This window comes from Peribacillus sp. R9-11 (assembly GCF_031345095.1).
Taxonomy (GTDB): domain Bacteria; phylum Bacillota; class Bacilli; order Bacillales; family DSM-1321; genus Peribacillus; species Peribacillus butanolivorans.
Genome location: NZ_CP133763.1, coordinates 4,538,412 through 4,551,615, shown reverse-complemented (window position 1 = coordinate 4,551,615; position 13,204 = coordinate 4,538,412). Strand labels below are relative to the sequence as shown.

Here is a 13,204-nt window from a genome sequence, read left to right as displayed (position 1 = left end):
AGCATTGTGTTGCTATGTGAATTCTTCAATCTTTATACACTTTAAGAGATTTCTTTATCTCATAGAGTCTTTCCTGAACGACTTTCTCAAATTCGTAATTCTGCTGCAATAAGAATATATTCCTTGCCTCTTCATACCCTTTTGTGGCACTTTCCATGTTGTTCATTGACTGCAAGGATTGGGCACGTTGATATAAAACTTCTCCCAATAGGTACATAGATTCTTCCCGGGTTAAAATTTGAATAGCGTCAGAGCAAATTTTTATAGATTCATAATATTGTGCGTCCTTATGTAAGGATTTTGTCAATCCGTAATGAATCCGGACTTTAATTCTATAATTCATTGAAGTTTTTGGAAGTTGTTGAAATTGCTTAAGGGCATCTTCGTAAGTGGCAATTGACTTTTTATATTCAGTAATTTCGTTATAAATAATGGCTTTGCTATTCAAAATTTCTATTTTTTGAGCAGAAAAAATATGAAAATGAGTAGATAAGTCTAAGGCTCGATCTAAAAAATCTAGGGATTTCAATATATCACTATCACAATAATATGCTACGATCCCCAAATGCCAGAGGATGAATTGTTTATTGATAGATGACTGGAAATCTGCATGGTATTGTTCTGCTTCGAGAATCCGTTTTACCTGCCGATACTCTCTATTTCTAATTGAAACCCTTACTTGAGATTTCACTTCCTCACTATATTCCATTCGGTCTGAATAAGTTTCTAAAAGTATATCTTCAATGCTGATACCTAAACGTAATGAGAGCTCATATAAAGTAGTCGCTAATGGAATGACTTTCCCCTTCTCTATGTTGCTTAGTTGTGCTTGAGTAATGATTCCCTCTGCCATAACTTTTTGTGTTATACCTGACCTTTTTCTTAAAGTGTAGAGAACATTTCCAAGCTTAAAAGGAATACTTGCATCCATTTTATCAACTCCTAAAAATATAAATACTTTTATATTTTTTTATGTATTTCATTGGAAACACCAAAAATATATCGAAAAAAATACCCTGTAGCAGTCACGCAAGAAAAATGTACCATATTTGGATGGTTTATACTAGTTGTATCAATCAATATCGGGAGGTTAAGGTATATGAAAAAAATATTAGTATCTGGGTTCTCCATTCTATTAATGCTAGCAATGGTTTTACAATTCGATTCAAGCGTCAAATTGGCTGTAGATGATCGGCCTACAATAAATGATCTGCCGAATCAGCATGAAAAGATTTAAATACCAATATGAACCTATGTTAAAAAAGGAAGATGCCTAAAGGGTAATTTAAATAAAATAAATAAAAAAAGGATTATATATATGAAAATAAATAAGGATCAATTATTGATTATAACCATTTCTTCATGTGTTATAGCTAGTGTGATGTCTACGTCCATGTTGACGATTGCATTCCCTAATCTTGTAGACTATTTTAATATTTCTTATTCCACGCTTCAAATTAGAAATATTCTATTCTTTTCTTTTTTCGCATTTCTCATTCCGCTTTTTGGTAAAGTGGCGGATGTATTAGGCGCAAGAAAATTGTTGATATTTGGCCTATCGCTATTCATCACATCAACCATTCTTAGTGGGACCACAAATAATTGGAATTTGTTCTTGCTCTACCAGACGCTTCAGGCAATTGCAGATGCAATGGTAGTACCTGCACAGGTATTATTAATCAGGCAAAGTTTTAAGGATAATAAATTAGGGTGGGCTTTTGGATGGTTTTCCGGAGTTTTAGCGACTGCCACACTTATTGGACCAGCTGTTGGTGGTTTGGTAATAAAATATTACTCTTGGCAAATGATATTTGGAGTATTGATTATCATAAGTTGCATATCCTTAATTCTTGTATTAATGGTAACTCCCAAATCAAAAAAAAGAATCACGGCAAACCTTCATTTACCTTTAAAAAACAGTTTGGCTTTACTAGTTATGGTAATCAGTTTTCAATTCATATTCAATGATGATATTAGTGTAGTGGCACGGTCGCTTTCTATTGTTGTTACGATATTGAGTTTAATTTTATTTATATTTTATGAACGGGCAAACCACGGAAATACTTCTTTGCTTCCAAGAAAGGCAATAAAAAACACCATTTTTATCTCTTCAATCATAAGAATATTCGTTCTTTTTCTCATCACAAATGTAATAGTGCTTTACATTCCAAGTTACATGCGGGATGTACACAATATTCAACCAGATATTGTTGGCTATATCATTATGGCAGATTCGATACTGGCGGTTTTGTTATCTGGGTATGCCGGTAAACTTGCAGATTTAAAAGACAATAGAAACCTTTTACTTTTATCTATTTCGATTTCCATAATTGGAATGGTAAACCTTACTTTGACAATGTTTAATGGCAGCTTAATTTTCTTTATATTTGCATTTCTCCTTTTTGGATTGGCCGGTGTCATTTCCATGCCCACACAAAATAAAATTGCTATGTTGTCCGTTCCTGAGGAAGAAACAGGGGTTTATATGGGTTTGTTCCAGATGGTACAGTTTGGAACTGGGGCTTTCGCTGCGGGGGTATTCAACACTTTTCTGGACTATGGTACTGACCAAGGTGAATTTTCCCAAGTTGGTTTTTCATACGTGTTAATCATTTGTATAGGATTATATTTGGTGGCTATAGGAACAGTCGTTTATGATAAAAGGCTTCTAAAGAGCAATATAAAATTGTCTTTGAAAGAAGAAGTATAATTCTCGTTTATCTGAAAGTGAAATATACCAAGAAGAGACAGATTTGAAGTGATTTTAAGGAGGTGAAACATATGACTAAGCAAGTGGAAAAAACACAAGCGGAAAAGCTAGTGGAAAACCTTGAAGTAATCGAAGCTAAAGAGCTAGAAGTAGGGAGTGCATTTCATGCGTTCCGTTTCAGTGCAGTGACGGACGCAGAAAAATAGATTAAAGCCTAGGAGTTACAGGCAATCCATTACAAATGTTAAGGAGGTGAAACATATGACTAAGCAAGTGGAAAAAACACAAGCGGAAAAGCTAGTGGAAAACCTTGAAGTAATCGAAGCTAAAGAGCTAGAAGTAGGGAGTGCATTTCATGCGTTCCGTTTCAGTGCAGTGACGGACGCAGAAAAATAGATTAAAGCCTAGGAGTTACAGGCAATCCATTACAAATGTTAAGGAGGTGAAACATATGACTAAGCAGGTGGAAAAAACACAAGCGGAAAAGCTAGTGGAAAACCTTGAAGTAATTGAAGCTAAAGAGCTAGAAGTAGGGAGTGCATTTCATGCGTTCCGTTTCAGTACAGTGACGGACGCAGAAAAATAGATTAGAGCCTAGGAGTTACAGGCAATCCATTACAAATGTTAAGGAGGTGAAACATATGACTAAGCAAGTGGAAAAAACACAAGCGGAAAAGCTAGTGGAAAACCTTGAAGTAATCGAAGCTAAAGAGCTAGAAGTAGGGAGTGCATTTCATGCGTTCCGTTTCAGTACAGTGACGGACGCAGAAAAATAAGTTAGATCCTAAATCCATAAAGGTGATTCAAAGAGAGTGTTAGCTTTTTAAAAACTAGCACTCTCTTTGGATAAATAAAAGGAGAATTTCTTTAGATGAAAAATTCAGATGCTATGGTAGTTTTTCCTCCTCTAACTGAAGCCAGGCTCTTTCCTTATTTAAGTTTACCTATGATTACTAGTTTTTTGAGAAACAAGGGAATGAGTGTAAGTCAAATTGATTTAAATATTGAATTATGCCATACCCTATTTAGTGAAGATTGTTTAGCTGAATATGTGAGTATCAATGAAAATGGAAGTAAAGACTTAAAATTGATATATAAAGTCGAAATGGCTAAATACTTATTCAAAGAACAAAAGCAACTTTACAATAATGTATTTATTGAGAAAAGATCGTCTGATTCATTGAAGTATGACGTTCGGTTGGTGAGACAAGGCATAGAGCTACTACTAGTAAATTCATTTTTAAAACTTGAGATTACCTCATTGGAAGAAATCCTTGAATCGGTAAGGAATTTTAGTTGGAAAAAAAGTGATATAGCAACAAAGGTTTTATACGAAAATATCAAAGAAAAAATTCTTAACGATAAGCCCAAAATCTTCGCGCTTTCTATCGCTTACTATAGCCAAATATTACCTTCCCTTTTAATATGCAAGTGGATTAGAGAACTTTCCCCTAATACCCACATTATTATGGGTGGGCAACAAATCATGATTCGTCAATCATCTTTCTTTAGCCTAAATGGATTAAATCAATTTGTGGATTCATTAGGAATATCAGCCGGTGAAGAAACATTATTCATGTTAAACAGGTATTTGAAAAACGATTGCCAAATCGGGGAGGTGCCGGATATTGTTTGGCTTAATGAAAAAAATGTTGAAAATGTCCCATCTAAGTCTGCATATAGGATCACCGATGCCTTACCACCTGATTTTTCTGATTTACCGTACAAAAACTATTTAGATGAAGAAGTGCATATGTCTTTGATTACATGTGTGGGGTGTTACTGGGGACGATGTACTTTTTGTTCATATGGTAATAGATCAAGAAAAGAAAAAAGTTATCAGCAGAAAACGGCAAGGCAAGTAGCAAGCGAGTGCGAGGATATCATTAACAATTATGGGGTTAATAGAATTAATTTCATAGATGAGAATACTAATTTGCGGCTTGTCGTCAATGCAGTCAAAATACTTAAATCTAGAGGTTATGAAATTAAATTCAGTACACGAAACCGTCTTGAGAATGTGTTGTTAGACGCTGAATTTTGTTTTGAACTAAGTAATTTAGGTTGTATTTTAATGTCTGTTGGCTATGAAACCAATTCTCAAAGGATTTTAGACTCCTTGGATAAAGGAGTGCATTCTAGTAACTATCAACAGATAATAGATAATTTACATAATGCCAACATTACGCTGCGAATGTCTATCATTGGTGGCTTACCTGGTGAAACCGAGGATGAAATTGAATGTTCTGAGGAATTTTTACTTAAAAATCAAGATAAAATTGGCATCGACGTCATGCAAATGCTTGTTTTAGAACCCGGTACTTATATTTATGAAGATACAAATAATCCTGATATCCATATTCAATCAAGCAAAAATCTAAGAGGGAACAAATTACTCAATTATGGGATGGGTAGAATGGGCGCTACATTTCAATACTCTGACGGAATAACGTTTGAAGAAAAGCTGAATAGATTCTTGCAACTGCATAAAAATGTCAACCCACAAAAGAATGATGAGCTTCCTCCTGATAAATACAAAAAGGAAGGACCGGATATCACTTCAAATACCTTATTGATAAACCCATGGACTAAAATCATTAAGTTAGATAAAACGTATATCATGGATTTTGTATGGCAAAGAATCTTCTTAGTGCCAGAATCCTTAGAAGTATTCGGAAACACACTGATAATGAGCAAAGCAGACGATAAAAAGTACCTAGAGTATTTTGTCGAAAAAGGTGTGATTAGCCTTAAATAAAATAACTTATGGGGAGGAAAGACTAATGAGCACAGTCTATCAGAAAATAAAATTTCCAAATGTAAAGGAAAAGCTTGGACTTGGTTTAGGCATGGATTTACCTTGGGGGGAAGATATAGGTTTTTCCAGCAAAGGGGACCATGACGACATCACGCCTAAGATGAAAGGCTTTTTTCAAAATTATAAAGACGAGTTTAACTATATTTTCTTTGCTTTTCAACCGAAAAATAGAAGTGTGTTAAAAGCCGAGGATTACTTTGATGCCTATGATAGATTATTCGAAGCCAATCCACATCTTAAGGCGAGAGCATTCCATCAAACGATTTTAAATATGGGGGCTACCGAATATTACAAAAAATCTGAAATCATAGAATTTACTAATAAGATTATAGAAAGATATAACATAAGATGGATTGTAGAAGATCTTGGCCTGTGGTCAATAAAAGGGAAAACCGTCCCTTTCCCCTTACCACCATATATGACACCAGCAGGATTGGAAGCTTGTATAAAGAACATCAACGAATACCAATCTGAACTGGCTGTTCCAGTTTCAGTTGAGTTTCCTGGATTCACTGAAGGTACTAACTTCTTTATTGGAGAAATAAATGGCTTTGATTATTTCAGAACATTGGTCGAGGAGACAAACTCCCCTATCACTATAGACATTGGTCATATCCTTAGTTATCAATGGTTGTTAGGGAATACAAATGAAAAGATGTTCAATGGTTTAGAAAAATTGCCTTTTGAAAACTGTTTTGAATTGCATCTTTCAGGTTGTCAAATTATCAAAGGGAAATTCAGAGATCTGCATCATGGAATTTTAATGGATGAACAAATCCAGCTTTTAGATTACTTGCTTCCTTTATGCCCTAATTTAAAAGCCATTACATATGAAGACCCTAAATATACAGATGAAGGAATATTAATTCCGAAGTCACAGAAAAATTATCAAAGGATGAAGGAGGCAGTTGAAAAATGGCAAATGGTTTAAAACCAAAGAATTATTCACTAGACGAGTTACTTTACAATTTATTATATGATTACCAGTATAGAAATAACTTTTTAAATGATGAATTTAATGAATTGAATTTATCAGCTGATAATTTAAATCACATAAAAACAATAGATAAAGAAGAGCTTGTAGCGACGGCTACAACGATTGTAAGAAATTTAATGAGTGGAAATATTGAACATAAAGGTGGTTTAAGAACTTCTTTTCCCGGTGTTTTTCAGGCTTTAGAATTCCGTGAAACCGATATAACGATGCTAATGCATAAGTTCCTGGCGTCCAAACATTTCGAGTGTTACATGGAATTGCCCTATGCAGGGGAAGGGACATGTATCGAGGAAGCGTTTTACAATTATTTGTCTGAAAACGAAGAGTTTATCCTTGCGGCTGATAATAATCATTTACTATTAAAACACGAATTTTTAAATGCCATTTTATCTATACTAACAGTCAATAAACACCCATTTTTTAGAATAGATAGTGACCTTGTTAAAAATAATGGTCATATTTACTATGCGTATCAAACATATTCTAAAGAAATATCCGAGGCACTAAGTGGAAAAAAAGTAGCTAGTGATTCCGAAAAGGTTATATGGCTATATGCAGCGACCGAAAAAAATTTAATTAGGGGCCCCATTCACCCAAGTATATTAGAAATGGTAGAAATAGGAGGTTCAAGGGAAATAAACCGCCAACAAAAGTTCAATCAAGACCAGATAAATTGGATTCTAAACTTAGGATTAATCAAGAATGATGGATAAAATATATGTATATGAGGAACATAGTGAAGTATTTTCATATTGGGTCAATGAAATTCCTAGGAATAGTACCTTGGTTTATTTAGATCAACACTTAGATTTAAAGTTCATAGAAAATTCAAAAATGAACAGAATTAGTCAGTTCATTAAAGAGGGTCTGTGTATTGATGAATTAAAAAAAGATATTCCTTGTCGGGAAGATGGAAGATATTCTTATGGAATTGATGACTTTTTGTACGCCGCAATACAAGAGGGTCTTTTTCGGAAAATTATATGGGTATACCCTCATATGTTAGGAGAAAAAGGATTTAGTGAATTACTTTGGGGGCTTTTATCTCTTGTGCCAAATCATGGGAAAGAATTCATATCAAGCTTTAGAAATGGGAAAAATTCTGCTTCTGTACAATTAAATAATATTGAGTTACATGTCACGACTATTGAATATCTGGGAGAATTCATAATTAATGAACAGGTTATTGTAGATATTGATTTGGATTATTTTTATGATCCCAAGACTAATGATTTATCCAATGATATAGACGAAACCTTAAATGTATTGAACAATCTAGGCCTCATTAATCAAGTGAAAACAATGACCTATTCAATCAAAAGTGGGTTTCTACCTGAAAGTTTCAGGTGGATAGGGGAATATATAGCCGGGCAAATGGGGAGGGAAATTGTATATTCCAAGGAAGATAAGATTTCCCCTAAGGTAACGATGGAGAAAATTTCATCAAATAAAAAGTTGAGTCTAGCAGAAATAGATGATTTAAACTTTGAATTGAAACCATTAGGAGCAATAGGGTGGAAATTGAAATCCATTCTCTATACCCAATCTGGTGAAATTGAGCTTGCTAAGAATTGCTATCAAATAGCGACTAAAACAGGTGATGATTCATATTGGGCTGCCTATGTTTTAGGAATTCACTTTTTCAAGGATAGTAATTATGAAGAGGCTTTAAATTGGTTTAGTAAAACTGGAAATATAGTGGATACCATCGAGGCACATGGCCTAATATTAAGTTTAATTTGTTGCCTTCGTTTGGAGCTGTATCAAAAAGGATATTATTTATCAAAAGAGTGCATCGAATTATTACCCATGAGAATAGAGGGTTATATATTGGGTGAAGTATTCGCATCAAAACTAGGAATGAAATTACTGGATTTTGATGGCAAGATCCATTACGATCCTTCGCAATTAATAATTAGTCGAGCTGATACGAAACCATGAACAATGAATATTTAATATCATATGATTCAACTGTTGAAGGGGTTGTTTCACCAAGGTGCGATAATGAAAAGAATAAGTTTCTTCAAGAAGAATTAAATCATTGTTTAAAATTCATTGAACGTGATAGCTATGATCACTTAAGACATTGGAAGTCTTTTAAACTTCGTATTGGATTGAGCAGTAATGAATTAAAGTATTCCATCCTTATAATGATTTTAATAGAGACTTCAACATCTATTATTCCAGTATTATGGCAAACAAGAACTAATAAGTCACCATGTACTGAATTAATGGATCATTTTGAAGTTATTTTAGCGGAAATAGAAGCTGCTTTATATGGTCAGCAACTTGAACGCAAGATTGAAACACAAATTGTGCTTGAGCCATGGACTGGATCTCATTATGTACACGAATGTTTTGGTCATACTTTAGAAGCAGATAATTACCTAGAGTATTTAAAGCCAAATGGAATAACGATGGGATACAAATGGTCAGAATATAAAATTAACGTATTCGATGATCCGACCATTCCTAGGCAAAATGGTAGTTATTTATTGGATGCGGAACAGAATGAAACATTTAGGACTCACTTAATAAAGGACGGGATAAACGTAGGTTTGCTGCATAATGCAAAAACCTGTAAGCTCCTAGGTTTACAATCTTCCTGTAATGCAAGAAGCGTTGACAAATCTTCAATTGTGATGCCCAGAATGTCAACAACTTATTTGGATTCTGGCAATATGGAAGTACAGGAGATAATTTCAGGAATCGAAAATGGTATTTATTGCAGAGGTGCCTGGGGTGGGGGATCACTTGGTTTGAATTTTGTAATCAGGCCATCATATGGTTTGGTCATTAAAAATGGGAAATTAACCAATAAAATACTTAGAAGATTTGATATTAAAGGAAACAAACTTGATTCAGCTAAAGCTATTAAGTCCCTTAGCAAGGAACTGCTTTTTTTTAATCCGGTTTTCGGTTGTAATAAAAATGGTGAAAATAATCTTAGCGTCACCCAAGGTTCACCTCATATTCATTTTGAAAATCTAACATTGTATCCCGTACTCTGAAAGGATGAGCGAATTGATAGAAAAGATACACTATAAAGAATTATCACTAATGAATTTTGAAGAAAATTATGCGGGTAAAAAGCCACTGATAATAACTGGATTAGTAGATTTATGGCCTTCTAGGGATTGGGATACAGACTACCTACAGTCAAATTATGGAGAAAGGGAAATAATCATAAGGAAATCAGGATACGAACAAGAAAAAAAATTTTACAAATCAAAACTTGGTAAATTCATTGGTATATTAAATGATAACCCCGAAAAATTGTATTGTGACTGGCCTTTTTCCATAATGGGCAATGAGGATTTAGAGAGTTATTTTGAAACCCCATCTCTATTCAACCATAATACAATCAAGACAAAAAACAACAAGAAATTAAAATGGATCTTCCTTGGTTCGGTTGGAACAGGAACCCCACTACACCAGGATTTTGAGAAATCACATAATTGGAACGCAGTAGTATTTGGCCAAAAAAAGTGGATTTTCTTCAGTCCTGATGATACTGAGTATGTGAAAGAATTTAAGCATGATTTATTCGATTTGGATTTAAAGGAGGATTCAAATTTCAAATATACCAAGCCCTACATTGTGGAACAGTTTTCAGGAGAATTAATGTACACACCTAAAAATTGGTGGCATGCCGTTCGAAACATCAAAACTTCTTTATCAGTTAGTGAGAATTTTTGGTATAAAGATGAAAAGGAATAATTCTTCATTCCTTTTTAAGTGTACAGGATGAAAACTCGTATTTACTAAAGACTATAAGCCTTTGATAATACCACAATAAAGAGGTATAGAAGGGGATCCATCGGGCGGTTTTTCCTCTTACCTTCTGAATCCTTGTTGCCACTCGTAAGTTCTCCAGAGGACATACATCATACTTAATTTTAAATAGTATTTTACTGATTTTATATAGCTATTTCACCACAATTCACTAAGATTTGTTTCTTTTAAAATGTTATTTTAAAAAAGTTATTGACAAATTTACATCGAATCCGTATAGTATTGGATATTATTAAAAATATTCAGATATAATTTTCAAAACGCAAAGATCAGGAGTAGTAAAAGCAAATTATTCGGTAAAGAGAGCTGCGGGGTGGTGTAACGCAGTCCAATAATACTTTGAACTTGCCTGGGAGTGGTAAAGCAAAAGAATAGATCAAACCTATTCTCTTTGTTTTAACGATTAACCTTCGTTACAAGGTTTTTAAAGCAGGGTTCAAAAGAACCAATAAGAGTGGTACCGCGGTAAGCATAAGGCATATCGTCTCTTTCTTCATTTGATTATGAAGGAAGAGACGATATGCCTTTTTTGATTTTGGGAGGTAATGATATGGAAACGGACAAACGAAATTTACAGAGGACAATGACTTCACGGCATATTACGATGATGGCATTAGGCGGTGCTATTGGAGCAGGTTTATTCAAAGGAAGCAGTTCAGCCATTGATATGGCAGGCCCATCCGTAATTATTGCGTACTTAATTGGTGGAATCATCTTATTATTCATTATGCAAGGTTTAGCTGAAATGGCGGTCCGCAATAGCGGTGCAAGAACATTCAGGGACTTAGTTCAATCGATCCTAGGAAAGTATCCTGCCTATTTTCTAGATTGGATTTATTGGAAAATGTGGGTATTGAACATAACGGCAGAATCCGTCGTTGCAGCGATTTTCATTCAATATTGGCTGCCTGGATATCCAATTTGGATACTGGCATTAGCTGTTTCTGTGTTAGTTACAGCGATTAACTTGCTGTCGGTAAAGGTTTTTGCTGAAACGGAGTACTGGCTTGCGTTAATTAAAATTACCGTCATTATTGTGTTCATCATGGCTGGATTATTGTTACTGCTCGTAACTTTTGGTGATCATACAGCCGTCGGTTTCTCTAACTTGACTGACCATGGTGGTTTCTTTCCGAATGGATCAACAGGTTTAATCACTGCGATGCTTGTTGTGATCTATTCATATGGTGGTACTGAAATTATTGGGGTCACGTTAGCTGAAACGAAAAATCCCGAAAAAGTGGTTCCAAAAGCCGTTCGCAGTACATTGGTCAGGATCATTTCTTTCTATATCATTCCATTTTTCATCATCGTTAGTTTAATTCCTTGGAACGAAGTAAACGGGGTGCCTGAAAGTCCGTTTGTGATGGTCTTTCAAATGATAGGGATTCCAGGTGCCGACCATATTATGAACGCAGTTGTTCTACTAGCAATCATTTCATCGATGAACTCTGGACTGTATGGTTCATCTCGCGTATTGTATACACAAGCCGTGGACGGTCGCATTCCGAAAATCTTTTCACGTTTATCCAAGAAGAAAGTTCCTGTTTACGCAATATTAATGTGTACTTCAGCTTTATATGGCGGTGTACTGATTTCCTTATTTGCTGGGAGCAAGACCTTCGATTTCCTAATGGGATCGCTGGGATATACCGTATTATTTATCTGGTTAATCATAGCTATAGCTCATCTGAAATCACGTAAAAAACATCCTGAAAAAACAAGTGCCTATTCGGTTAAATGGTTCCCTTATACAACTTGGGCTGCGATCATCGCTTTAATAACGATCCTGATTGGAATCATTTTCACGACATCCATCATCGTAACGATTATTACACTTAGCATCTACTTCTTTATTACCTTAACTTATGTATGGAAAAGACGCTTTAATAAAATCTAGAAGGAAGAGGGGCTACCCTTTTTCTCTTATAGTGTAGTTCCAGTTTCATATGGTCAAGAAAAGTATTATCGAACGAATGAGAGAGTTGGATAAAGCAACTTATTTAAGCCATGGTATATATTAACATACCATGGCTTTTTTTATCATGAGAAGGTCTATTATTAGAAAGAGTCAAAGATATCATTTAATAGTTCCTGGGAATCATTAAATCTAGCATGTTATGAGTCCAATTGAGTGCTAAATGTTGTATAATAATCTTTGGAAAATAACCATTATATTGAAAGCCGGAGCGAACTATGAAAAACAATACTCTTTTCTCTTTTCACCCAGTATGTTATTTATTACTTTTGGTACTTACTAGTTCTATTTACTCGATCATCAATCAATCAACAGGTCATGCTGTCGATGTTACGACTCTAATAGATGGGGAGATTCCCTTCATTAAAGAATTTGTCGTTCCTTATTTACTTTGGTATCCGTATATATATGGATTGATGATTTATTACTGTTTTGTTGACCGCAAGCATTATTTTGTTGCATTAGGTAGTTTGGTTAGCGGAAAACTTCTCTGTTTTATTGTATATTGTTTTTGGCAAACGACCGTACCACGTCCAGAAGTGGTGGGGAACGATATCTTTGCCAATTTAGTTCGACTTGTTTATAGTCATGATCAACCTGTTAACTGTTTACCTAGTATTCATGTACTGACAACATTTATTATGATGATCGTTGTGTATAAACGGAAAGACCAGCATAAATGGGAGTTTGCTAGTGTCACTGCATTTGGAACACTGATTATTTTATCCACGCTATTTACGAAACAGCATGCTGTTTTAGATGTACTAGCAGGAATACTCCTTGCATGTGGGGTGTATGTTTCGATACAGTATATGTTCCAAGCACTATCAGCCTATCGGACCAATCATTATGCAGGGAGACAAATAAAAAAAGAAATAAAAAATACGGATCTATAGGTATTTTGAG

General features: G+C 34.7%; 15 protein-coding genes and 1 other annotated feature. Of the genes, 14 read left to right on the top strand and 1 reads right to left on the bottom strand.

Annotated elements, in window-relative coordinates:
* Nucleotides 1-25: 25 nt before the first annotated feature.
* On the bottom strand, nucleotides 26-931 hold the full coding sequence (locus tag RE409_RS22135; protein WP_201186439.1) for a helix-turn-helix domain-containing protein: 906 nt from the start codon (nucleotides 929-931) through the stop codon (nucleotides 26-28).
* A gap of 168 nt (nucleotides 932-1,099) precedes the next feature.
* Here RE409_RS22135 and RE409_RS22130 point away from each other — a divergent pair, with 168 nt between their 5' ends.
* The 14 genes from RE409_RS22130 (at nucleotide 1,100) to RE409_RS22065 (ending at nucleotide 13,194) form a co-directional block, all read left to right on the top strand.
* Entirely contained in the window at nucleotides 1,100-1,237 is a 138-nt protein-coding gene (locus RE409_RS22130) for a hypothetical protein (protein ID WP_201186437.1), read from the top strand.
* Nucleotides 1,238-1,318: 81 nt separating this feature from the next.
* Nucleotides 1,319-2,710 (top strand): MFS transporter, encoded by a 1,392-nt coding sequence (locus RE409_RS22125; RefSeq protein WP_309558063.1) that lies wholly within the window; start codon nucleotides 1,319-1,321, stop codon nucleotides 2,708-2,710.
* 71 nt (nucleotides 2,711-2,781) lie between these two features.
* Entirely contained in the window at nucleotides 2,782-2,916 is a 135-nt protein-coding gene (locus RE409_RS22120; RefSeq protein ID WP_274607075.1) for a hypothetical protein, read from the top strand.
* A gap of 55 nt (nucleotides 2,917-2,971) precedes the next feature.
* The gene (locus RE409_RS22115) at nucleotides 2,972-3,106 is read left to right on the top strand and encodes a hypothetical protein (protein ID WP_274607075.1); all 135 of its coding nucleotides are present in this window, start codon (nucleotides 2,972-2,974) and stop codon (nucleotides 3,104-3,106) included.
* 55 nt (nucleotides 3,107-3,161) lie between these two features.
* Nucleotides 3,162-3,296, top strand: a complete 135-nt coding sequence (locus RE409_RS22110; protein ID WP_274607074.1) for a hypothetical protein — start codon at nucleotides 3,162-3,164, stop codon at nucleotides 3,294-3,296.
* Between the two features lie 55 nt (nucleotides 3,297-3,351).
* Nucleotides 3,352-3,486 (top strand): hypothetical protein, encoded by a 135-nt coding sequence (locus RE409_RS22105; protein WP_274607074.1) that lies wholly within the window; start codon nucleotides 3,352-3,354, stop codon nucleotides 3,484-3,486.
* 95 nt (nucleotides 3,487-3,581) lie between these two features.
* The gene (locus RE409_RS22100; RefSeq protein WP_201186435.1) at nucleotides 3,582-5,468 is read left to right on the top strand and encodes a B12-binding domain-containing radical SAM protein; all 1,887 of its coding nucleotides are present in this window, start codon (nucleotides 3,582-3,584) and stop codon (nucleotides 5,466-5,468) included.
* Between the two features lie 25 nt (nucleotides 5,469-5,493).
* Nucleotides 5,494-6,459 (top strand): multinuclear nonheme iron-dependent oxidase, encoded by a 966-nt coding sequence (locus tag RE409_RS22095; protein WP_201186434.1) that lies wholly within the window; start codon nucleotides 5,494-5,496, stop codon nucleotides 6,457-6,459.
* A complete protein-coding gene (locus tag RE409_RS22090; RefSeq protein ID WP_201186433.1) occupies nucleotides 6,444-7,238 on the top strand; it encodes a hypothetical protein in 795 nt (264 codons plus the stop codon). Before RE409_RS22095 ends, RE409_RS22090 begins: the two co-directional genes overlap by 16 nt.
* Complete coding sequence (locus RE409_RS22085; protein ID WP_201186432.1) at nucleotides 7,228-8,466, top strand: peptide arginase family protein; 1,239 nt, start codon at nucleotides 7,228-7,230, stop codon at nucleotides 8,464-8,466. The genes RE409_RS22090 and RE409_RS22085 overlap by 11 nt, the downstream gene beginning before the upstream one ends.
* Nucleotides 8,463-9,536 carry a TldD/PmbA family protein gene (locus RE409_RS22080; RefSeq protein WP_201223261.1) on the top strand — a complete coding sequence of 358 codons (1,074 nt, stop codon included), beginning with the start codon at nucleotides 8,463-8,465 and terminating at the stop codon, nucleotides 9,534-9,536. Before RE409_RS22085 ends, RE409_RS22080 begins: the two co-directional genes overlap by 4 nt.
* Nucleotides 9,537-9,549: 13 nt before the next feature.
* The gene (locus tag RE409_RS22075) at nucleotides 9,550-10,245 is read left to right on the top strand and encodes a cupin-like domain-containing protein (RefSeq protein ID WP_309558062.1); all 696 of its coding nucleotides are present in this window, start codon (nucleotides 9,550-9,552) and stop codon (nucleotides 10,243-10,245) included.
* A gap of 331 nt (nucleotides 10,246-10,576) precedes the next feature.
* Nucleotides 10,577-10,812 (top strand) — a binding site (T-box leader).
* A 58-nt stretch (nucleotides 10,813-10,870) separates the two neighbouring features.
* Nucleotides 10,871-12,220, top strand: a complete 1,350-nt coding sequence (locus RE409_RS22070; RefSeq protein ID WP_053347511.1) for an amino acid permease — start codon at nucleotides 10,871-10,873, stop codon at nucleotides 12,218-12,220.
* Nucleotides 12,221-12,516: 296 nt separating this feature from the next.
* Nucleotides 12,517-13,194, top strand: a complete 678-nt coding sequence (locus RE409_RS22065; protein WP_201186427.1) for a phosphatase PAP2 family protein — start codon at nucleotides 12,517-12,519, stop codon at nucleotides 13,192-13,194.
* Nucleotides 13,195-13,204: the final 10 nt, after the last annotated feature.

Coding starts and splice junctions, on each gene's coding strand:
- RE409_RS22065 (WP_201186427.1), top strand. CDS start 12,517: ATGAAAAACAATACTCTTTTCTCTTTTCACCCAGTATGTTATTTATTA.
- RE409_RS22110 (WP_274607074.1), top strand. CDS start 3,162: ATGACTAAGCAGGTGGAAAAAACACAAGCGGAAAAGCTAGTGGAAAAC.
- RE409_RS22115 (WP_274607075.1), top strand. CDS start 2,972: ATGACTAAGCAAGTGGAAAAAACACAAGCGGAAAAGCTAGTGGAAAAC.
- RE409_RS22135 (WP_201186439.1), bottom strand. CDS start 931: ATGGATGCAAGTATTCCTTTTAAGCTTGGAAATGTTCTCTACACTTTA.
- RE409_RS22125 (WP_309558063.1), top strand. CDS start 1,319: ATGAAAATAAATAAGGATCAATTATTGATTATAACCATTTCTTCATGT.
- RE409_RS22105 (WP_274607074.1), top strand. CDS start 3,352: ATGACTAAGCAAGTGGAAAAAACACAAGCGGAAAAGCTAGTGGAAAAC.
- RE409_RS22090 (WP_201186433.1), top strand. CDS start 6,444: ATGGCAAATGGTTTAAAACCAAAGAATTATTCACTAGACGAGTTACTT.
- RE409_RS22120 (WP_274607075.1), top strand. CDS start 2,782: ATGACTAAGCAAGTGGAAAAAACACAAGCGGAAAAGCTAGTGGAAAAC.
- RE409_RS22085 (WP_201186432.1), top strand. CDS start 7,228: ATGATGGATAAAATATATGTATATGAGGAACATAGTGAAGTATTTTCA.
- RE409_RS22095 (WP_201186434.1), top strand. CDS start 5,494: ATGAGCACAGTCTATCAGAAAATAAAATTTCCAAATGTAAAGGAAAAG.
- RE409_RS22130 (WP_201186437.1), top strand. CDS start 1,100: ATGAAAAAAATATTAGTATCTGGGTTCTCCATTCTATTAATGCTAGCA.
- RE409_RS22100 (WP_201186435.1), top strand. CDS start 3,582: ATGAAAAATTCAGATGCTATGGTAGTTTTTCCTCCTCTAACTGAAGCC.
- RE409_RS22070 (WP_053347511.1), top strand. CDS start 10,871: ATGGAAACGGACAAACGAAATTTACAGAGGACAATGACTTCACGGCAT.
- RE409_RS22080 (WP_201223261.1), top strand. CDS start 8,463: ATGAACAATGAATATTTAATATCATATGATTCAACTGTTGAAGGGGTT.